Source organism: Pseudoalteromonas sp. SR43-2 (assembly GCF_014163885.1).
GTDB lineage: Bacteria > Pseudomonadota > Gammaproteobacteria > Enterobacterales > Alteromonadaceae > Pseudoalteromonas > Pseudoalteromonas distincta.
In genome coordinates this window covers 39,374-59,061 of record NZ_JACJED010000019.1, presented here as the reverse complement: position 1 = coordinate 59,061, position 19,688 = coordinate 39,374, and the positions used below count along the sequence as shown (strand labels likewise).

At 37.8% G+C, this 19,688-nt stretch carries 22 protein-coding genes; 5 read left to right on the top strand and 17 right to left on the bottom strand.

What is annotated here, in order from left to right; all coding sequences use genetic code 11:
• Positions 1 to 88 precede the first annotated feature (88 nt).
• A complete protein-coding gene (locus H5120_RS15410; RefSeq protein ID WP_024596926.1) occupies positions 89 to 1,813 on the top strand; it encodes an acetolactate synthase 3 large subunit in 1,725 nt (574 codons plus the stop codon).
• Entirely contained in the window at positions 1,813 to 2,310 is a 498-nt protein-coding gene (gene ilvN, locus H5120_RS15405) for an acetolactate synthase small subunit (protein ID WP_002960314.1), read from the top strand. Before H5120_RS15410 ends, ilvN begins: the two co-directional genes overlap by 1 nt.
• 92 nt (positions 2,311 to 2,402) lie before the next feature.
• Here the strand turns inward: ilvN and H5120_RS15400 are convergent, their stop codons facing one another.
• From H5120_RS15400 to H5120_RS15330, 15 genes are all read right to left on the bottom strand, one after another.
• Positions 2,403 to 2,678 (bottom strand): HU family DNA-binding protein, encoded by a 276-nt coding sequence (locus H5120_RS15400; protein WP_002962474.1) that lies wholly within the window; start codon positions 2,676 to 2,678, stop codon positions 2,403 to 2,405.
• Positions 2,679 to 2,888: 210 nt separating this feature from the next.
• On the bottom strand, positions 2,889 to 3,428 hold the full coding sequence (locus H5120_RS15395) for a DUF3833 domain-containing protein (protein WP_182675428.1): 540 nt from the start codon (positions 3,426 to 3,428) through the stop codon (positions 2,889 to 2,891).
• Between the two features lies 1 nt (position 3,429).
• Positions 3,430 to 3,918, bottom strand: a complete 489-nt coding sequence (locus tag H5120_RS15390) for a chalcone isomerase family protein (RefSeq protein ID WP_182675427.1) — start codon at positions 3,916 to 3,918, stop codon at positions 3,430 to 3,432.
• Positions 3,919 to 3,971: 53 nt separating this feature from the next.
• On the bottom strand, positions 3,972 to 4,472 hold the full coding sequence (locus tag H5120_RS15385; protein ID WP_149603678.1) for a DUF2878 domain-containing protein: 501 nt from the start codon (positions 4,470 to 4,472) through the stop codon (positions 3,972 to 3,974).
• Positions 4,450 to 5,712: a cyclopropane-fatty-acyl-phospholipid synthase family protein gene (locus tag H5120_RS15380; RefSeq protein WP_182675426.1), complete on the bottom strand. Its 1,263-nt coding sequence runs from the start codon at positions 5,710 to 5,712 to the stop codon at positions 4,450 to 4,452. Before H5120_RS15380 ends, H5120_RS15385 begins: the two co-directional genes overlap by 23 nt.
• Positions 5,713 to 5,749: 37 nt before the next feature.
• Positions 5,750 to 6,487, bottom strand: coding sequence for a DUF1365 domain-containing protein (locus H5120_RS15375; RefSeq protein ID WP_182675425.1), 738 nt, complete (start codon positions 6,485 to 6,487; stop codon positions 5,750 to 5,752).
• Positions 6,480 to 7,736, bottom strand: a complete 1,257-nt coding sequence (locus H5120_RS15370; protein ID WP_149603675.1) for an NAD(P)/FAD-dependent oxidoreductase — start codon at positions 7,734 to 7,736, stop codon at positions 6,480 to 6,482. Before H5120_RS15370 ends, H5120_RS15375 begins: the two co-directional genes overlap by 8 nt.
• Positions 7,733 to 8,443 carry an SDR family NAD(P)-dependent oxidoreductase gene (locus H5120_RS15365; protein WP_002962466.1) on the bottom strand — a complete coding sequence of 237 codons (711 nt, stop codon included), beginning with the start codon at positions 8,441 to 8,443 and terminating at the stop codon, positions 7,733 to 7,735. The genes H5120_RS15370 and H5120_RS15365 overlap by 4 nt, the downstream gene beginning before the upstream one ends.
• A gap of 2 nt (positions 8,444 to 8,445) precedes the next feature.
• Positions 8,446 to 8,874, bottom strand: a complete 429-nt coding sequence (locus H5120_RS15360) for a nuclear transport factor 2 family protein (RefSeq protein ID WP_002962464.1) — start codon at positions 8,872 to 8,874, stop codon at positions 8,446 to 8,448.
• 1 nt (position 8,875) lies between these two features.
• Entirely contained in the window at positions 8,876 to 10,270 is a 1,395-nt protein-coding gene (gene phrB, locus H5120_RS15355) for a deoxyribodipyrimidine photo-lyase (protein WP_182675424.1), read from the bottom strand.
• Positions 10,270 to 11,223: a DUF523 and DUF1722 domain-containing protein gene (locus tag H5120_RS15350; RefSeq protein ID WP_182675423.1), complete on the bottom strand. Its 954-nt coding sequence runs from the start codon at positions 11,221 to 11,223 to the stop codon at positions 10,270 to 10,272. Before H5120_RS15350 ends, phrB begins: the two co-directional genes overlap by 1 nt.
• Positions 11,224 to 11,231: 8 nt before the next feature.
• Positions 11,232 to 11,912 carry a ChrR family anti-sigma-E factor gene (locus tag H5120_RS15345; protein ID WP_182675422.1) on the bottom strand — a complete coding sequence of 227 codons (681 nt, stop codon included), beginning with the start codon at positions 11,910 to 11,912 and terminating at the stop codon, positions 11,232 to 11,234.
• Positions 11,905 to 12,528 carry a sigma-70 family RNA polymerase sigma factor gene (locus tag H5120_RS15340; protein ID WP_182675421.1) on the bottom strand — a complete coding sequence of 208 codons (624 nt, stop codon included), beginning with the start codon at positions 12,526 to 12,528 and terminating at the stop codon, positions 11,905 to 11,907. The genes H5120_RS15345 and H5120_RS15340 overlap by 8 nt, the downstream gene beginning before the upstream one ends.
• 68 nt (positions 12,529 to 12,596) lie before the next feature.
• Entirely contained in the window at positions 12,597 to 13,175 is a 579-nt protein-coding gene (locus H5120_RS15335) for an LON peptidase substrate-binding domain-containing protein (protein ID WP_182675420.1), read from the bottom strand.
• Between the two features lie 235 nt (positions 13,176 to 13,410).
• The gene (locus H5120_RS15330) at positions 13,411 to 13,683 is read right to left on the bottom strand and encodes a hypothetical protein (RefSeq protein ID WP_182675419.1); all 273 of its coding nucleotides are present in this window, start codon (positions 13,681 to 13,683) and stop codon (positions 13,411 to 13,413) included.
• 298 nt (positions 13,684 to 13,981) lie between these two features.
• Here H5120_RS15330 and H5120_RS15325 point away from each other — a divergent pair, with 298 nt between their 5' ends.
• Complete coding sequence (locus H5120_RS15325) at positions 13,982 to 15,673, top strand: alkaline phosphatase (protein WP_182675418.1); 1,692 nt, start codon at positions 13,982 to 13,984, stop codon at positions 15,671 to 15,673.
• A 60-nt stretch (positions 15,674 to 15,733) separates the two neighbouring features.
• On the opposite strand, the gene H5120_RS15320 is transcribed toward H5120_RS15325, so the two are convergent.
• On the bottom strand, positions 15,734 to 17,212 hold the full coding sequence (locus H5120_RS15320; protein WP_182675417.1) for a cellulase family glycosylhydrolase: 1,479 nt from the start codon (positions 17,210 to 17,212) through the stop codon (positions 15,734 to 15,736).
• A 386-nt stretch (positions 17,213 to 17,598) separates the two neighbouring features.
• Positions 17,599 to 17,949, bottom strand: a complete 351-nt coding sequence (locus H5120_RS15315) for a hypothetical protein (RefSeq protein WP_182675416.1) — start codon at positions 17,947 to 17,949, stop codon at positions 17,599 to 17,601.
• A 185-nt stretch (positions 17,950 to 18,134) separates the two neighbouring features.
• On the opposite strand from H5120_RS15315, the gene H5120_RS15310 reads away from it, so the two are divergent.
• Both H5120_RS15310 and H5120_RS15305 read left to right on the top strand, forming a co-directional pair.
• On the top strand, positions 18,135 to 18,764 hold the full coding sequence (locus tag H5120_RS15310; RefSeq protein ID WP_182675415.1) for a hemolysin III family protein: 630 nt from the start codon (positions 18,135 to 18,137) through the stop codon (positions 18,762 to 18,764).
• Between the two features lie 281 nt (positions 18,765 to 19,045).
• Positions 19,046 to 19,531 carry a hypothetical protein gene (locus H5120_RS15305; RefSeq protein WP_182675414.1) on the top strand — a complete coding sequence of 162 codons (486 nt, stop codon included), beginning with the start codon at positions 19,046 to 19,048 and terminating at the stop codon, positions 19,529 to 19,531.
• Positions 19,532 to 19,688 lie beyond the last annotated feature (157 nt).

The window sequence follows — 19,688 nt, the reverse complement described above, 5'->3', positions numbered from 1 at the left end:
ATGTATTAAAAGGTGATACTGCTTTTTAAAAACCCTCGCACTACGCGGGGGTTTTTTTATGCATAAAAAAGCGCACAGAGGAATGAGGATGAGCAAACAAGAATATAATGGTTCTGAACTAGTAGTTCAGGCATTAAAAGAGTTAAAGGTAAAATACATATTTGGCTATCCCGGTGGTTCGGTTTTAGACTTATATGATGCACTTTTTCAGCAAGATGACATTGAACATATATTAGTACGTCACGAACAAGCTGCAACACATATGGCTGACGGCTATGCCCGCGCTACTGGAGACGTTGGTGTTGTACTTGCAACCTCAGGCCCTGGCGCTACAAACTGTATTACAGGTATTGCAACGGCCTACATGGATTCAATTCCTATGGTTGTGTTATCAGGCCAAGTGCCTACAAATTTGATTGGCGACGACGCATTCCAAGAAACCGATATTGTGGGTTGTTCTCGCCCTGTAGTTAAACACAGTTTTAACTGTAGAAGTGCTAAAGACATCCCTACAATCTTAGCTAAAGCTTTTTATATTGCTAGCACTGGTCGCCCAGGTCCTGTCGTTGTTGAGCTTCCAAAAGATATGCTTAACCCTGCTATTAAGTTTGAATACGAATTTCCTAAAACCACCGAGTTGAGAACGTACAGCCCTAATACTAAAGGGCACTCAAAACAAATTCGCAAAGCCGTAACAGCGATTTTAGAGGCCAAAAAACTGGTTATCTACTCTGGTGGTGGTATTGTTATTTCAAATACATCAGAGCAATTAACGCATTTAGTTGAATCATTAAATGCCCCCATTACAAATACACTAATGGGATTGGGTGGTATTTCAGGTGTGCATCCAAACTTTGTAGGTATGTTAGGCATGCACGGCACGCTTGAGGCAAACAAAGCAATGGCTAACGCCGATGTGATTTTAGCGCTTGGTGCCCGATTTGATGACAGGGTAACTAATAATGTTCAAAAGTTTTGCCCTAATGCCACAATTGTTCATGTTGATGTTGACCCAACTTCAATTTCTAAAACAATTAAAGCACACATACCAGTTGTAGGTTGTTTAGCAACCGTACTTGAACAACTACAAGCGGGTATTGATAAAAGCCCAATTAAAATAGACCGCAGCGCGCAAGAAGATTGGTGGCGACAAATTATCAGCTGGCGCGAACAAAAGTGCTTAAGCTACAACACTGATGGCGACAAAATTAAGCCACAAGCCGTGATAGAAGCGGTTTATAAAGCTACTAATGGCGATGCTTACGTAAGTTCAGACGTTGGTCAGCATCAAATGTTTGCAGCGCAATATTATCCATTTAAGCATCCTCGTCAATGGATAAACTCAGGCGGCCTAGGCACTATGGGCTTTGGCTTACCTGCAGCAATGGGCGTAAAGCTAGCCTTTCCTGATAAAGAGTCTGTGTGTATTACGGGTGATGGCTCTATTCAAATGAATATTCAAGAACTATCAACCTGTTTACAGTACAACCTAGCGGTAAAAGTTGTATCACTTAATAACCGCTCTTTAGGTATGGTACGCCAATGGCAAGACATGGTTTACGGTGGGCGTCATTCATCATCTTACATGGATTCACTACCTGATTTTGTTAAGTTAGTTGAAAGCTACGGCCATGTAGGCATACAAGTAAACACACTAGATGAGTTACAACCTGCTATCGATAAAGCAATGTCAATTAACGACCGATTAGTCTTTTTAGATATAAACGTTGATGAAAAAGAACATGTATACCCAATGCAAATTAAGTTAGGCGGCATTGATGAGATGTGGTTACGTAAAGGAGTAAAAGCATAATGCGTCGTATTTTATCTATTTTATTAGAAAACGAACCAGGTGCCCTATCACGTATTGTTGGGCTTTTTTCACAACGTGCATATAACATCGACAGCCTAACTGTGGGCACAACTGACGATCAATCATTGTCGCGTATTACCATTACCACTATGGGTGATGACAGAGTTGTAGAGCAAATTACAAAGCAGGTTAACAAACTAGTCGACGTGCTTAAAATTATCGACTTAACAGAAATGAGTCACATTGAACGTGAGCTATTGCTTGTTAAGGTATTTGCTCAAGACGAGACGACTCGTGCAGCGGTTACGCGAGTAGTTGATGTGTTCCAAGGTGCTATATTAGATATGGGCCGACAAAGCTATAGTCTACAACTAGTGAGCAGTACAGACAAAATAGAGTCGTTTTTAGACACTCTTCGTCATGAAACCGATATTATTGAAGTTGTACGTTCTGGCGCTGTTGGCATTGGTCGAGGTGATAAAGCCTTAAAAGCATAAATTTATAATATAAAGGCATCAATTGATGTCTTTATTAAACATAAAAAAAAAGAGCTAATTAGCTCTTTTTTTAATTTAATTCGTTAAACCTATTAAGGATTTACTTGGTCTTTAAGACCTTTACCTGCTTTAAAGCTTGGGATAGTTGCCGCTGCGATTTGGATCTCAGCACCCGTTTGTGGGTTACGGCCAGTGCGAGCTGCACGTTCTTTTACTGAGAAAGTACCAAAACCAACTAATGCTACTGAATCACCTTCTTTTAAAGAAGAAGTTACAGCACCTGTAAACGCGTCAAGAGCACGAGTAGCAGCGGCTTTAGAGATTTCTGCATCAGTAGCAATTTTTTCAACTAATTGAGCTTTATTCATTGTTAGATTCCTATTCGTTATTATTTTGCCTTCGCAAAACCTATCTTTATGCATTTTTAAAGAGTTAGCAACAGCAAATTGCATTTTTTGCTTAAATTCTTAAAAAATGAGTAAAATTTAAATAATTCTCTGTAAAATACAGCGTGTTGGGTTAACAAAGACTTAATTTGAGTACAATTTTGGCGCAAGTTAAGCAACTGGGTAAATAAGCTATATTTTTTCGATCACTAAGGTCACTTCCCCGACCTCGACACCAAACTTAACAATAGATGTGCGGTTTATCAAGCGCGATTGTGTAACCAGGTACATCCAATCATCAAAATTCACTTCTAAAGTACTGCCATCGTATGGAAGCTCTACATCGTAATTCCAATGAAATACGCTGCCATCACTTTTACCTTTTGCTGTACCTATAACATCATCTGCCACACCCGTTAAACTATTGTCTTCATTTAACGTTATTTTCCAAATACGTTTTTGAGTTTCGCCATCGTCATAAACAAAGTCTTCTTCAATAACGCCCTGGTTACCGTCCCAAGTCGCATTCATATCTACGACAAGCTTTCGGGTCAATTCACCCTTAAAGTCTTGTACGACACCGTAGGCTTTCAAATTTCCACTAAAAAATGTTTTAAAGTCAAAGTTTGGCGATGTATTTTTATAATGCTCTACATTTGGTGCCGAACAGCTTATCAGCAACAAAGCAGATAAGCTTACAAGAGCTGTTTTAAACGCGTTAAATACATTCATATTAATTCCCTAATAGTTGCTTTCGTAGTTTCGGCTCAGACGTTTTTTCATCCAGCCAAATGGCTAAAAAATCACTCGAAAATTGAGGTTCATTTATTTCGCCAATTTTTTCATCATTATGATAAAAAGTGCTCATACCCTGCTTATTTGTGACTAACGTTAGCGAATCACCTTGTCTAATATCAGGCCAAATAGACAATAATTTACTGTCGTATTTGTCTGCTAGCTCTTTTTTTCCAATATGCTCCCACTGCTCATTTGTTGCTTTTACGATTTCTTTAGCTTCAAAGTCACGTAAATAGGTAAGTTTAAATTTAATAGGATGCGATCCTGCGCTGTAATTACCTGAAGGGGTAAATAAAACCGCGTCATATACATCCCAAAATAAATACTCCATTCGTGCTTCGCCTACTTTGTTAAACTGTGTGTTAGCTAAAACAATTGAAGTTGTAAGCAAATAAAAAGTAACTGCCTTTAGTAAAAATTTCAAAATAAGCTCCCTTGAGTCAATGAGTAATGTTACGAAATGGGAATTGTGGGCGATCAGCGATTGATGAATAACTTGATTTTTTGGTTTATAAAAAGAATAACAGTAAACACTGTAGACCAAAGCGCACCGTAAACGAGCCAAAACTGCCATAAAGGTAAACCTAAACTTATTACTTCAAAGCGTGCTCCAGCCCAATAACTTGCTGGCGCAAAAGCCATGCATACTAAAAAGGCCTGCCAAAGCTTTAATTTACTCAAAAAAACCATAGAAGTATTTAAAGAAAGTAATAACGCAGCCCATAAAAAGACGAGCCATAGAGGGAAGGGATAAACTTTAAATTCTAACAAGCCTAACTTTACTGCTATAAATTCTAATAATAGTGCTAAAGGTAGTGCTTTAATCAGTAGTAAGGTGTCTTGTTTTTTTTGTTTTGACAACCAAAACATTAAAACAATAATCAATCCACTAAAAAGTAGCGAATCAGCTTCAAGCAGCAATGATAAAAACCACACTGCTTGAAATAAAACAAAATTAGTAACCGAGCGCAATATCATCGTTATCGCTAACAAAACGTGGTTTACGCGCCATTAAATGCACCGTACTTGTAGCTCTGGCTCTAAACGCGCCTTCGCAATAAGCAAAATAAAATAACCATAAACGATAAAAACGTTCATCAAATTTTGAGCGGTCCAAATCAGGCCAGCTTTTTATAAAACGGCTTCGCCAGTCTGCTAATGTTCTTGCGTAGTGTGCGCCAATATCATTAACAGTATGAATTACCATGTCGGTATTATTTTTAATCTGTTCACTCATTTCGTTGAGTGATGGCAAACACCCACCTGGAAAAATATACTGCTGGATAAAGTCAGAGTTTTTTAAGTAATGCTTATAACGTTGATCGCCAATAGTAATTGCTTGTATGAGCATGGCACCGTCATCTTTTAACAGTTCACCACATTGGGTAAAAAAGCTAGGTAAGTACTCATGGCCCACCGCTTCTATCATTTCGATAGAAACAAGCTTGTCGTATTTACCTTTTAGTAGTCTGTAATCGAGCTTGAGTAATGTTATTTTACTTTCAAGACCAAGTTCAACAATTTTGTTGGCGACATAATCATGTTGCTCATCAGATATGGTTGTAGTTGTTACATGGCAATCGTAATGTGTGGCTGCATATATAGCAAAAGCACCCCACCCTGTACCAATTTCAATTACTGAATCATTTTCTTGAAGCTCAACTTGCTCACAAATGCGTTTCAGCTTGTATTGTTGAGCCTCTTCAAGTGTCGCTTCTTTTGTAGGATATACGGCACTTGAGTAGAGCATTTCTTTACTCAAAAATGATTCGTACAGATCATTACCTAAATCATAATGAGCAACGATGTTTTTCTTAGAACCCGATTCAGAATTTTTGTTTTTTATATGATTAAACCGATGTGTGATATTACTAAAAAATGCGAATTTCTTTTCAAACTCATCAAGTTGCTTTTCATTTATAGCAAATATCTCAATGAAAGAGGTTAAATTGTCACAAGACCAATGCCCCAATATATACGCTTCACCAGCGCCAACGCTACCAGATAATGCAAATGCTTTATACATAGCTTTATCGTTTACTATAATTGTTGCTTTTAGAACTGAAGATGAGTCACCAAAAACTGTACGCTCATTTGCATCAATTAAAATTATTTGGCCTGTTTCAATTGACGAAAAGGCTTTAGTCACTAATTTTTTATATATGTTAGTTAACCAATTTGTGCTTTGTTCGCAATTTAAGCTCGACACTTTATCCATTGAAATACCTATTAATTGTCCTGACTATCTATGCGCTTTATGGCTTGCCTGAGTGGCCTAAAAAAGGAACTCGTTTAATAAACAACTTTAACGCTTGATAATAAATACCTTTGAAAATAGACCATGTCATGGCCGGAAAACGTTTAAATAACTTATTAACTTCTTCTTTAGTAAGTTCTTTACGTTTTAAGCGAAGTGTAGCATCAAATAACAGCTCTTCATTTCGCTTATTTTCAATATGTATCAATGTTTTATCAGACGATTGCTTAACATGCCAATGATAGTTCATGTCTAGATTCATGAAAGGTGATACGGAAAAAACCTTTTTAAAGTTCACTTTTTTTTCTAAAGGTACCAAATAATAATGACGTTCGTTCCATGGTGTATTACTAACCTCAGCAATCATGTATTTAAAACGGGTGTCGTTATGTCCAAAAAAGTAAAAATTAACAGGACTGAAATACACACCAAAACAACGAAGTTGCCCAAGCATGTAAATATGAGTAAAGGTTTCAGTAATACCTAAATTGGCAAGTTGTTCATGTGCACGCTCAATAAGAGGCAGTTTAGCAAGTTGTGAGGTACCTGTAAGATAATCAGTTTCATTAAATTTTAACGCTTTTAAACCTGATGTACCTATGTGTTTATGCACACCATTCAATTGGTTGGGATTATTTAAATCTACCCACATCATATACAAAGGGTAACTAAAGCGATGTTCTTTAACAGCAAAACGGCGATGTTTAACATCGCCTAAATACACTGCACTAGTCAAATTCGACCCCAAGTTGCTTGGCTACATCTACACCACTGTGTACGCCATCTTCATGAAAACCATTGTACCAATAAGCGCCACAAAAGTAACTATTGTTGTGTCCATCAATACTGTGTTTAAGTTTTTGAGCCGCAATAGACTCTTGGTTAAATACAGGGTGATGATACGTAAACTCGCGCAAAATTTTACTTTGGCTTATCCCTTCAAGATGGTTAAGCGTTACACAAAACTGTGTATCAGATTGTATACCTTGCAAAATATTCATTTGGTAAGTAACAACAGCGGCTTTATCAGTGTTGTTATTAAGTAGGTAGTTCCAGCTTGCCCATGCCGCTTTTCTATCTGGTAAAAGGTTTGTATCGGTGTGCAGCACAACTGAATTCTCAGTGTAAGCTATTGCACCCAATACTGACTTTTCTTGCTCAGTAGCATCACCCAGTAGTGCAAGCGCCTGATCTGAATGACAAGCAAATATTACTTTATCAAATTTGCTTTGCTCACCATTGGCAAACTCTATTGTTACTTCATCATTTTGACGTGTAACTGATTTAATATTTGTATTGAGGTTAATTTTATCGGCAAAACCTCTGATCAGTGGCTTAATGTACTGACGAGAGCCTCCTGGTACTACATACCACTGTGGTCTATTGGTTACATCTAAAAGCCCATGATTAAAGAAAAACTTAACAAAAAACTCAACGCCTACGTTTTCCATTTCTTTAATACTGGTAGACCAAATAGCCGCGCCCATAGGAAGAATATAATGGTATTTAAAAAAGTCATTAAACTGGTTATCGTTAAGCAATTGCCCTAATGATTGATCAGACTGGTAATCACCTTTTTCATGCATTGCTTTGCACAGTTTGTTAAACCTAACAATGTCGTACAATAATCGCCAAAATTTAGGTCTAAAAATATTACGACGCTGTGCAAATAAGCTTGTAAACGTATGTCCATTGTATTCAAAACCAGTGGCTTCGTTATGCACACTAAAGCTCATCTGGGTTGTTTGTTTATCAATACCGATGCGCGAAAGAAGCTTTTCAAAATATGGGTAAGTTCGGTCATTAAATACAATAAAGCCAGTGTCTATTGCGTATTTGATGCCACACACATCAACATCAACCGTTGCTGTGTGGCCACCTATGTAATCATTTTTTTCAAATACGGTTACATCGTAATGTTTGTGAAGCAAATGCCCACATGTCAAACCAGATATACCAGTTCCTATTATTGCTATTTTTTTCAACGGGCTAATCCTTTTGCGATTTTAAGCCAAATCGGCAGTGGTAAAATGCGTAAAGCTTTTAATATAAGTGTAAAACGATAAGGGAAATGAACGTCTTTGCGGCGTTTTTGAATACCCTTAATCATGTAGTCAGCTGCTTTTTCAGCAGTAACGGCCATAGGCATCGGGAAATCATTTTTATTAGTAAGTGGCGTTTTTACAAACCCAGGATGAACTAAAGTCACATCAACATCATTTAAATCAACCGCTAAGCTTTTTGCTAAGTAACTTACACCCGCTTTTGATGCGCCATAAGCTTCTGAACGAGGTAGCGCAAGATAAGTAACACTTGAGCTGACCAAAACAAGTTGGCCACCTGGATTTATTTTAGGAAGTAACGCCTCAAGGCAATACCCCATAGAAAGTAAGTTAACGTTTATTACACGCTCAAACAGCGCGCTATCAAAGTTGCGCGCATCATCTATATATTCACAATTACCAGCGTTTAAAATAACACGGTCAAAATGAGGAAAGCCAATAGTAGACTCTTTTATATCTTGCAGGTTAGTTGCATCAAATTTACATGCTTGGATATTGTCGTATTTAGCAAGCTCGGCGAGCTTATCACTATTACGGCCGCAAGCTATAACAGTGTCACCTAGCTGCGCATATTTAATTGCTAGCTGCTCGCCAATACCTGATGTAGCACCCGTTATAAGTGTGATCATAATTAACCTGCCCTTTTATCAATTAGCTTTATAACGCTACCAAGTAAAGGAATGTGTTTGTATAACAACTCGCCCACATTAAAGTAGTCTCTGTGCTTAATAATTTTGCCATCTTTAAAAATAAGCTTGCTATGACCGTCTACCGAGATAGTTTTACCTGATGAAAGCTTTGGATGTGCATAATGCATAGTCCAATAAATAAAAGCATTGTTACCGCTATTAAACGAATCACTAATATCAAACTGGCAATGCTTAACATTGCTGTATAAGTTAGCAAAGTACCTGCGCAATTCTACAATGCCGTTAATTTCATGCATCGGGTCTATAAACTGTATGTTGTCACAGTAAATATCACTCAATAAATCAAGATTAGTACTATCAAGCTGTTGGTATATTTCAACAAATTTATCTACTGGTAACTGGTTATCCATATCACACCTTAAATGCAGCAAGTGCACGTTCTCGTGCCGCTTTATGATCAACTATTGCTGGCCAGTAACATTCCTTATCTTTGCCTGTTGCGGCTAAATAAGTGTGTGGAAAATGAATGTGTTTATCTGGCACGTTTTCAAGCTCTGGCAAATACTTACGGATAAACTTGCCCGTTGGATCAAAGCGCTCGCTTTGTCTGATAGGATTAAAAACTCTAAAATAAGGCTGAGCATCACAGCCCGTACTTGCAGCCCACTGCCAACCACCATTATTTGAGGCTAAATCGCCATCAATTAAGTGCTGCATAAAAAAGCGTTCACCTTCACGCCAGTCTATTAATAAATGTTTAGTTAAAAAGCTTGCAACAACCATTCGTAAACGATTATGCATCCAACCGGTTTGCTTTAGTTGTAGCATTGCAGCATCCACTAACGGGTAACCTGTACGCCCTTCGCACCATGCTTTAAAATCGCTTTCACTTTTACGCCACACTACAGCATTATACTTTTCGTTAAAGTTATCGCCGCGCGAAAGCTTCGGAAATTCAGCAATTAAATGTCTGTAAAATTCGCGCCAAACAAGCTCGTTAATCCACGTAAACGTTTTACTTTTTGATGTAGTTAAAATATCAGGATAACGCTGCTGAATATTAATAAGCAGTTGCTTTGTGCTTACAATACCTAGTGCTAAATACGGGCTTAAACCCGATGTGCCTTTTACACTGGGAATATCACGCTGGTCGTCGTAACTTGTAAGTTTGTCGCATATAAAGTTATCAACTACGGTAGAGAGTGTTTCGTCGTCAACCGGCCACTTATCTGAGCATCCATCACTTTTTAGTAAGTCGCTTTCATCAAATTTTATTGGCTCAGAAGTTAAAGGCCATTGTGGCAAACTAAAGTGTGTATCTTGATACTGCTTTAACCATGCACGTTTAAATGGAGTAAACACTTTATACATTTCATTACTTTGATTTTTGACAGAGCCTGCAGGCGCAATTAAGTCACCTTCGTACAAAGTAAAAGTAATAGAAAGCTCATCGCATTCATGCAAAATTGCTTTATCGCGGTTTACTTCATTAAGCTCATACTCTGTATTAGCAATTACGTGTTTTACATCGTTTGCTTTACAAAAGTTAATAAGCTCTCGCGTACAATCACAAAAGCTCGGCGCTTCAATAATATGTAAAGTAATACCGTAATCAGCAAGTTGTGATTGAAGATAAGTAACTCGGAGCTTGAGTAAGTCAATCTGAATAGGCGCAGCTTGGTGTTGTTGCCACTGCTTTTCAGACACAAAAAAAATGGCGTGTTTAGCGCCATTATTTAGCGCTTGAATTAACGCTTCATTAGAAAAAAGGCGCAAATCGCGCCTAAACCAAAATAATGTATCCATTAAATACCAAATCGTAATTTTAAATCGTGAGGGTATGGGTTAAAAAACACCTGTTTTTCAAGGTACTCATTCGGATGAACTTTCAAATGATGTTTTAACAAGGTAAGTGGTACATACAATGGCACCAATCCTTCGCGGTATTCGTCTATGGCATCACGAAGTTCTTGTTTTTCAACCTTCGATAAATCATTTTTAAAGTAGCCTTGTAAATGCATTAGGGTGTTGCAATTATTTCTGCGAGAAGCTGGCTTTTTCAGACCCGTCATCAAACCAAAAATATATTCATCCGCAACTGCATTTATGTCGTCACCTACGAACGTTCCAAGCAGATTACCCAAATCACGATAAGCTTGGTAATTATGAGCCATCAACAAGTACTTATACTGAGAATGAAATTGAGTAAGCTTGTGAACAGTTAGTGGTTCTTGTACCAACTTTTGCCAATTTTTAAATACGTAAATTCTCATTACAAAGTTTTCACGTAAATGCATGTCGTTTAAGCGACCGTTTTCTTCACATGGCAATAATGGGTTGTGCTTCATTATTTGCTCAGCAAAAAAACCAATGCCTTCAGAGGTATTACCCGTGCCTGCTTCGTTGTATATTTTAATGCGCTCCATGCCGCAGCTTGGACTTTTTGCGCAAAATACAAACCCGCTCAACTCTTTAGCTTGTTCTGTTGCAACTTTTTTACCATACTCGGTAAGTTGTTGACCTACATCTCCAGTGCCATCTGGGCGACATACTTTAATAGTATCTCCCACTTTAACTTGGCGAATAGTTGGTCGAGGTATTGGTAAACCTACCGCTACCTCCGGACAAAACCGTGTATATTCAACGTGTTTACCTAACTCATCCATACAGAAGTTTGACTTTTTATGACCTGTGTCAAATCTAACTTTTTCGCCTGCTAAGCAGGCGCTTATACCTATTTTTATTATATCTGTGTGCATAAATTCTCTTAGTAAATCAAATTACCTATTGGATTTAGTAACTTGCTGAAGCCCTTATTAAAATGTAGCGCACTACTGACAACTGTAAAGCACAAACAACCATCTTTTGTTATAGGAGTATGTTGGTGGCTACCATCTTGCCATATAAAATCACCTGGTACATATTTTCCTTCTTCATCACTAAACTCGCCATCTAGGAGTAAAGTAACTTCAAAGCCAGTGTGCGTGTGTTCTGGTATTTCACCACCAGCATCAATATGTAACAAGCTAGAACGTAATGGGCCATCATCAAGTGCAATACGCGATCTAGCAAGCTTACCCACTTGGGTAAATTTACTGTGAGAAATACGCGTTAGCGCACGTGGAAGCTGATAGTTATGCTCATTAACTTTAATAGAAACAGGCTCTACTTCATAAACTTCGTCGATAGAATCATCAGACGTGATCATATCAAGCACATTCAATTCAAATTCTTCAAGTAACTCAGGTTGCTCAGCTTGAGTTTTCTCATACTGCGCTGGCTCTTCGCTAAATAATGCGTTTGCATTGCTTGCCTCAATTTTAGCTACTTTAGCTTGGCACACAGGGCACATATCTACATGTATAGAAACGGCTAAACTCAATGATGTAGCAAGTGATGCATCGCAATACTGTGTCAGTAAAGTTTCACTCGGGTGATGTTTAATCATGCTGATCTCCCATTTCATTACGTAATTTTTGCAAGGCCAAACGTAATCGTGATTTTACCGTGCCTACTGGAATATTAAGTTGATGTGCAAGTTGCTCTTGCGACATGTCTTGAAAATAAACGCCTCTTACCACTTCGCGTTGAGCAATAGGTAATTTGTCTAAATAACGTTTAATTTGTTTATCTTCTAAATGATCACTGTATTCGTGATGTGTATCTTGTGATTCGTTTAATAACGGCCAAATATCTTCGCTTATGTTTTCTTCTTTATTACTTTTCATTTTACGAAGCATATCGAATGAAGCATTACGCATAACGGTATAAACCCACGTAGTAGCCGCACCTTTATCACTGTGATACAAATGTGCTTTACGCCAAACAGATGTTAACGTGTCTTGCACAAGCTCCATTGCTTGAGCTTCAACACCAAATTGCTTAATTCCAAAGCGTTTAATTTTTGGCGCAAAGTATTCAAATAAATAGGAAAATGCTTTTTTATCGCGTGACTGTGCAACATCTATAAGAGCTTGCATGAGTTCTTTACTCGGCGTTTCTGGCATGGCAGTGTACTTACCTGTATTAGGTTCACAACGTGGTGACTGTTGTTGACTTACCATAATAATTTATCCCGTTATTGCTTTTGTATTAAGTAATACGGGCAATAATTAATTTAGGATCATAAAATTTAGGCAAATTCGTTATTAATCACAGTATGGAGGAAATTCAGTAAGTTATCAAAGTTCGTTTCAAACGCAAGTTGCTGTTTTTTCTCAATAGAAATAGGTAGGAGCTCAAGCCAACGAGCTGCAATCCAAGGCAGTTTGTCAAATTGAGTTTTTTTGTACAGTAAATTAAGTTCCGGATTACTTTTAAACACGTTTAAAAGCGCATCATGCAATAAATCATGTTCGCCAACTGAGTTGTTAGAATCCTTATACCAATATGGCGTGTTACAAGAAGACACCAAACCATGTCGCAGTTCGTCCTCGTCTTGATAAACATCATTTATTTGAACGCTTTGAGAAGCAAACACATCGATTAATAATACATCGTTGTCGTCTTGGTCAAAATCAATAATATCAACAAGGCAACCTTGCGCGCTTATATTAAATGGCGTGTCGTGCTCAAATGTACAAAGCACAAACCCTGTATTGTTTTTTAATGCGGTTTTAACCATATTTAAATAGCGAGGCTCAAATATGCGTAATCGCGTATAGCCTTCTGGTAACATAAAAATGGGTAATGGAAAAATCGCACGTTTCATAAAGTCTACTTCTTTCAAACACTCTGCCTTTATTTACGTGCGCTTTTGCTAAGTCGATCAGCTTTGTATGAATCGAATTAATTACCAGCTATATAATTGGCTAAAGATTAAACCAACCTCCTATAGCTTTAAACACTTGAACCGAGTAATAAGCGCTAATCATACTGACTACGGGTGCTAACATTAATGCAAATAATCCAAGTTCACTGCTCATCGTTTTAATCCTTTAAATGATTTATTTTACGTTTTTTATACTAGTGTCAGTATTTTTAAGCGCTGAGCTATCTGTTAAAGCGGGCTCATCTAATAAACTCTCTAAAACAGTTTTAGCATCAAAATAAAGCGTTTCCTTTAGTGATTTTTCAAGCTCGATTGTGGTTTGCATTACGTAGCTTGCTACACTTTGAGTTAATATATCAGTTACATCTAGGTCCACTTCTGTTGCATGTACTTGCGCAGAACCTAATACTAATAAACTTGCCATAGCGATTTTAATTGAATGTTTCATAATGGTATTCCTTGTTTGTGTATTGTTTAGACGTAGTTACATACTCAAGGGTTGTGCCAACATAAAAATAAATCATAAGCAACTGTAATTAAACAGTTTTACATAAAACACTTTAATTTAAAAAATTCATACCTTGTTAATTTAACCATTTAATTTAATTTTTTGACTATTTTTTAGTTAATAAATAAAAGGGTTTAAATGTATTAATACCGTCACACTAAATACATTTAGCGTTTATAAAAACGTCATATCCACCCGCTAAAGTGCACACCACTATAAATAATTCAAAAAGTGCAGTATGACCCTTTCATCACGTCGAAATTTCTTAAAAACCTCAGCAGCAAGCATATTTACCGTCGCAGTATCGAGTGCCATTACAGGTTGTGCTCAAACATTAACAAACAAACCACTATCGGCTATTGAATTTAAACACGGTGTAGCCAGTGGCGATCCGCTCAGTAATGCTTTAATAATTTGGACACGTGCAACTACTTCTCAATCAAATTTTGAAGTTACTGTTGCTTGGGAACTGGCAAGTGACTCTCAATTTAAAAACATCATCCGCAGTGGGCGCGAACAAACAGATAAAAGCAGAGACTTTACAATAAAAATAGATGTGCAAGAACTTGATCCAAACACAGAGTACTTTTATCGATTTGTGGGTTTAAATACACAAAGCCCAATTGGCCGTGCTAAAACACTACCAATAAACAATGTTGAACAAATAAAAATGGCTGTTTTGTCGTGCTCAAACTACCCTGCTGGTTACTTTAATGCCTACACTGATGCCGCTAAACAAAAAGATTTAGATGTGGTACTGCATTTGGGAGATTACATTTACGAATACCCAATGGGCGGATACGCTACCGAAAATGCTGAAAACATTGGCCGCCAATTAGCAGCCGATAACAGCGGTGAAATTATCACCCTTAACGACTACCGCAAACGTTATGCAATTTACAGAACAGACCAAGGCCTTCAAGCTCTTCACGCTGCAGCGCCATTTATCGCAATATGGGATGATCACGAAGTTACCAACGATACCTATAAAAGTGGTGCTGAAAATCATACCCCTGATGAAGGTGACTTTTTTAAGCGTCGTGCAGCAGCTATTCAAGCCTATTACGAATGGCTGCCAATTAGACCGCCTATGGGCGAACAAAGCCCGCAAATATACCGCACCTTCGATTTTGGTAATTTAATAAGCTTACACATGTTAGATACTCGCGTAATAGCACGCGATAAACAACTCGCTTACAGCGACTATAAAAACCTAGAGACCAAACAAATGGATGTTGCGCGCTTTGCCAGTGATTTAAATAATCCAAATAGGCAGTTACTAGGTAACACACAACTAAACTGGCTCACGAGTGCAATAACTAAATCAAATGCAAAATGGCAAGTATTGGGCCAGCAAGTATTGATGACTAAAATGTGGCTACCTACTGAAATATTCTCGCAATCCGATCGCACTAAAATACCCCAGGTATTAAAAGAGCTTGTTGCCATTAAAAAAGCCGTTTTAGCTAATAAAGCGGTAACACCCGCGCAACTTGCACGCGTAAATACTTTAATGCCTTACAATTTAGATGCGTGGGATGGTTACCCAAGCGAGCGCGAAGCATTATACAAAAGCGTTACTGCATTAAATAAAAAGTTAGTCGTGGTTGCAGGTGATACGCACAATGCGTGGCATGGTACATTAAAAAATGCAAAAGGCGAAAGCGTAGGAGTAGAGTTTGCAGCACCAGGTGTTACATCCCCGGGTATGGAGCATTATTTAGCGCTTAATACGGCACAAGCAAAACAAATGGCAGACTCGCTTTCATTGTTAATAAACGACTTAAACTATTGTGACTTATCACATCGTGGTTATATGTTACTGACTATTACTAAAGAGCAAATTACTAGCGATTGGCGCTATATAGATAACATAAATTCCCCAAGCTACAACATCACTGATCAACACCAAAGTGTTTATAAAGGCTAATACTTTTAAAAAGAAGGTGAATGTATTATTTACCTTCTACGCATATTTTATTTAACGCGCTTAACTACAGCTATAGATAAGCGTCCACGAAGCATCACTTCCGGGAATGCTGTTTGTATACCAATTTGCGCTGTATGCATTACCTTGATATTGCATTTTATCGTCGGTGTTATTGTGAGTAAACGGACCGGCCGAATAATCTTTTTTCACCCAATTAGGATATGTATTAATACCATTACAATCTGTTGAACTTACAACACTGCATCCGTTTGTATCAACACTTGTACCAGCGGGTGTATCTGGGCACTGATCAATATCATCATTCACTCCATCGTTATCCACATCGCTTTGAGGATCAACTACTTCAACAACGCAACCTACATTATTAACAGTTTCACCTGCAGGTGTATTAGGGCATTGATCAACACTATCGCTAATACCATCGCCATCGCTGTCAGTTACCTCACAACCAATACTATCAACCGTTGTACCTGCGGGAGTATTATCGCACTGATCAAGGCTGTCACTTATACCATCGCCATCAGAGTCTAAAGCAACCGTACTACCACCCCAACCTTGAATGATCTCTTTAACTTTAGCGCCTGACGCGGTTAGTGAATTCCAACTACCGCCTAGAGTAAATAACGAAGCACCTTCGTTTTTATCGTTTAAAGCCCAGTTAGCGTGGCTAATATTGTTTGTTTTAAAAAATGCCATCCATGCATCAGTTTCATTAGCATTAACACCACCATTGCCATCAGCATTAACTGTTCCCCACTCTGTAGCAAATAGTGCAATGCCGTTATCGAGTGCTGTTTGTGCTTTATTTCGATACGATTGACCATGCGTGCCAGCATAAAAATGCAGAGTGTAAGCAATATTGGCGCGATCTATCGGGTTTTGTGATGCCACATCAACATCTTGCGACCACGTAGGCGTACCAACCACAATTAAGTTATCAGGATCGATTGCTCTAATTTTATCAATAACTGTTTCTGCGTAAGGCTTAATATCGTTAGCCCATGAAATTTGTAACGGCTCGTTATAAATTTCATAAATAACATTGTCGTACTGCCCATATTTGGTAGCTACGTCTTCAAAAAAGCGAACTGCAGTCGCCTGATCGGTATGTGCTTCATGGCTATGAAAATCAATAATAACGTACATATCTTCGCTAATAGCTGCGTTTACAACTGTATCAAGACGGCTCATATTGCCCTCCCAATCAAAGTTCAAACTACCACCAGTACTCGTACCATGACCAATAGCTGCACGAATTAATGTTGCATTAAATTCAGTTTTTGCCTTTGCTACTGTTTGTGCTGTATAAAACTTTTCAGCCCCCCAACCGGTGTTACTCCAAAATAGGCTAGGTCCTGCAAAGCTTGTGTTTTCTCCACCTGCAAGAATTTGATTCCCACTCACCGTTAACTTTTCAACAGCGGCATTGGCCATAGTTGAGCATCCTAATAATAAAGCTAACGATAAGCTCGCCACTTTAAAATCCTTTCTTTTGTGATTATTTGAACTGTTATTCATCGTATTTCCTTAAATTGAAATTATCAGTCGTCATTGCTTGATGTAATAAATTGACACAAAACCAACACTTAATAGTTAAACAAAATTAATCTGACGAGCATAAAGTACCACTTATTTATTAACATTAAATGAATAAAAAGGTACAAGGAAAAGGATTTTAATTAACTAAATAGCAACAAGTGAGCGATTTAACGGGGTTTGAGGATTTTACTGGGTATATAAAGGAATTTACACGATGTTTACATAGTGCGGGCGAAAATCTCGGTTACAAAAAATATGTATAAAAATGGAAAAGCGGTAATAATTATTATTACCGCCATCAATAATAGCTAAGTATCAGGGTAAAATATTAATAAGCCAACCAAACCGAGTTCTGATTAAGTGGCTTATTTTTTAGTGGGCAGCGCTTTTATGCCCAAACGATATGCATCGGCTATGCTCAGCACCCAAATTATAATCATTAAAGGTACGTACTTATATTCAGCGAGCTGAGCGCAGGCGTTAGATGGTTGTTGCGCGGCTTTTAAAATGGCCGTAACCGACATGGGGATTTTTCCGTTTACAATTTCATTTGCAGTACACTGTGCAATCGCAAATATATCTTGAAAGGTTAAAATTAAAAGAACAGAGAATACACCCGCAAAAATAGCGCCTATAAGGTGTTTTTTTAAAGAAAAATGCCCCGCTCCAGGATAAACAATGGCGGTAAGTAAAGCAGCTTTTAGATCTTGTTTCATGGTTATTTCAGCTCGTAATATGTATTACACTAGACACCAACATAGTGAATTAATTCTCTTTAAAATCAAGTAAAAGCTAAAGTAGCGTATCAAATAAAGTTATTTAGAATTACTCACAGCTAAGATTGAAACTTTCAGCGTACAGTTGTACACTGAAATTAATTCCAATAGTGGTAGGAACAGTTATGTCGTTAGAAGCGCCTTATTCCCGTAAAGAAGAGAAATTAAACGTAATCAGCCATGCACTCGGTATTATATTTGCCGCGTTTGTTATGTGGGATTTATTTAGCCAAGCCACCAGCACTAAAGCGTATATTAGTACTGCAATTTATGGCAGCAGTCTATTTGTACTGTTTTTGTCGTCCACTTTGTACCACGCCAGTATTCAACCGCGCTTAAGAGCCTTTTATAAAAAGTGCGATCACTGCGCCATATACTTATTAATTGCCGGCACCTACACTCCCTTTTTATTAATCTCATTAACCGGTGCTTGGTCATGGGCCACACTTACATTTATTTGGGCGGTGGCACTGGCGGGCGTTGCGTACAAAGTATTTGTAAAAAACGGCAATAAAAAAATATCACTCGCCACCTACTTACTCATGGGCTGGTTTGCACTGGCTATTGTTTATCCGCTTTATTCAAGTGTTGATGTAAAAGCACTTTACTGGCTACTTGCCGGCGGCATTTTTTATAGTTTAGGCACTTTTTTTTACAGCGCTAAAAGCACCCAATTTAGCCACGCAATTTGGCACTTATTTGTTATTGCTGGGTGTGTTTGTCATTATATTTCAATTAGTAATTACGTTTATTAGGCAGGTAAAGCCAATTAGAATGGTCTGGTTTGAGCGAAAACCGGACACTGAAAAAGTTAAATTTATTCCCGCTTTTTTGAGTAGGAGCCTAATTTTGTCCGATAACATTATTAACCGCCGCTTTGGTGCAAAATAACAAGCTTAATTCCTAGCTATTTTAATTACTTGTTTACAAAGGTAATTATTGGTGAAATTATCAGGGTATGTAATACACGCCGTTTTGGTGTGTTATAAACCACCAAAATGGTTTTCAATGAGCTGTTAAGCCAACAGGAGTTGCAATGGCAGCCGGTGACAATGAAAAGAATTTCCTTTGCCTTCTTGAAACTAAATTTGGGAAAGGGTGTTTGTCGGGAAAACAGAGATATACTCTAAATCTTGAAGGATTTGAGCAAGTAGAGATATCCGTTGATCAATCTCTAGTTCTTGATGATGGCCGTACATTATTGATTGAAATTGATTCAGGAAATATGGCTAAACTTATTGCGGGGCAGTATGCATTATTAAATGGAATGAATGATGATTGTAGAGAAAACACTGCCTTTGTAGTTGTTCACTATTATACAGATAGCAAAACAGGTAGGGATTATACTCCGCAAAGAACATTGAAAAATATCAATGCAATCCAACATTTTTCAAGTGGCGAAAATTGGCTTAAATATAACGCAATACATATTAAAGAATTTAGAACTTTAGTCGCTAGTTCTAATTCAATTATAGAGCTTGCCGATAAAGTTTGGCCTAACAAGGCACTTAAACGGAACTAAAACAGTTGGTTAAGTTTCGCTTCGCTACACATTATAACCAACGATTTTAGTCCGCTTAGTGCGGCGTTACTAATGTCCGCTCATGGCACTCTCCAGCCAGTCGACAACATAAAATATTGATAATAATTGGCAAGGTATTTTACTGTGTCAGATGGCG

Bases quoted from the DNA above. Each gene is read 5' to 3' on its own strand.
- H5120_RS15410 (WP_024596926.1), top strand. From the start codon at position 89: ATGAGCAAACAAGAATATAATGGTTCTGAACTAGTAGTTCAGGCATTA.
- ilvN (WP_002960314.1), top strand. From the start codon at position 1,813: ATGCGTCGTATTTTATCTATTTTATTAGAAAACGAACCAGGTGCCCTA.
- H5120_RS15400 (WP_002962474.1), bottom strand. From the start codon at position 2,678: ATGAATAAAGCTCAATTAGTTGAAAAAATTGCTACTGATGCAGAAATC.
- H5120_RS15395 (WP_182675428.1), bottom strand. From the start codon at position 3,428: ATGAATGTATTTAACGCGTTTAAAACAGCTCTTGTAAGCTTATCTGCT.
- H5120_RS15385 (WP_149603678.1), bottom strand. From the start codon at position 4,472: ATGATATTGCGCTCGGTTACTAATTTTGTTTTATTTCAAGCAGTGTGG.
- H5120_RS15380 (WP_182675426.1), bottom strand. From the start codon at position 5,712: ATGGATAAAGTGTCGAGCTTAAATTGCGAACAAAGCACAAATTGGTTA.
- H5120_RS15365 (WP_002962466.1), bottom strand. From the start codon at position 8,443: ATGATCACACTTATAACGGGTGCTACATCAGGTATTGGCGAGCAGCTA.
- H5120_RS15360 (WP_002962464.1), bottom strand. From the start codon at position 8,874: ATGGATAACCAGTTACCAGTAGATAAATTTGTTGAAATATACCAACAG.
- phrB (WP_182675424.1), bottom strand. From the start codon at position 10,270: ATGGATACATTATTTTGGTTTAGGCGCGATTTGCGCCTTTTTTCTAAT.
- H5120_RS15350 (WP_182675423.1), bottom strand. From the start codon at position 11,223: ATGCACACAGATATAATAAAAATAGGTATAAGCGCCTGCTTAGCAGGC.
- H5120_RS15345 (WP_182675422.1), bottom strand. From the start codon at position 11,912: ATGATTAAACATCACCCGAGTGAAACTTTACTGACACAGTATTGCGAT.
- H5120_RS15340 (WP_182675421.1), bottom strand. From the start codon at position 12,528: ATGGTAAGTCAACAACAGTCACCACGTTGTGAACCTAATACAGGTAAG.
- H5120_RS15335 (WP_182675420.1), bottom strand. From the start codon at position 13,175: ATGAAACGTGCGATTTTTCCATTACCCATTTTTATGTTACCAGAAGGC.
- H5120_RS15330 (WP_182675419.1), bottom strand. From the start codon at position 13,683: ATGAAACATTCAATTAAAATCGCTATGGCAAGTTTATTAGTATTAGGT.
- H5120_RS15325 (WP_182675418.1), top strand. From the start codon at position 13,982: ATGACCCTTTCATCACGTCGAAATTTCTTAAAAACCTCAGCAGCAAGC.
- H5120_RS15320 (WP_182675417.1), bottom strand. From the start codon at position 17,212: ATGAATAACAGTTCAAATAATCACAAAAGAAAGGATTTTAAAGTGGCG.
- H5120_RS15315 (WP_182675416.1), bottom strand. From the start codon at position 17,949: ATGAAACAAGATCTAAAAGCTGCTTTACTTACCGCCATTGTTTATCCT.
- H5120_RS15310 (WP_182675415.1), top strand. From the start codon at position 18,135: ATGTCGTTAGAAGCGCCTTATTCCCGTAAAGAAGAGAAATTAAACGTA.
- H5120_RS15305 (WP_182675414.1), top strand. From the start codon at position 19,046: ATGGCAGCCGGTGACAATGAAAAGAATTTCCTTTGCCTTCTTGAAACT.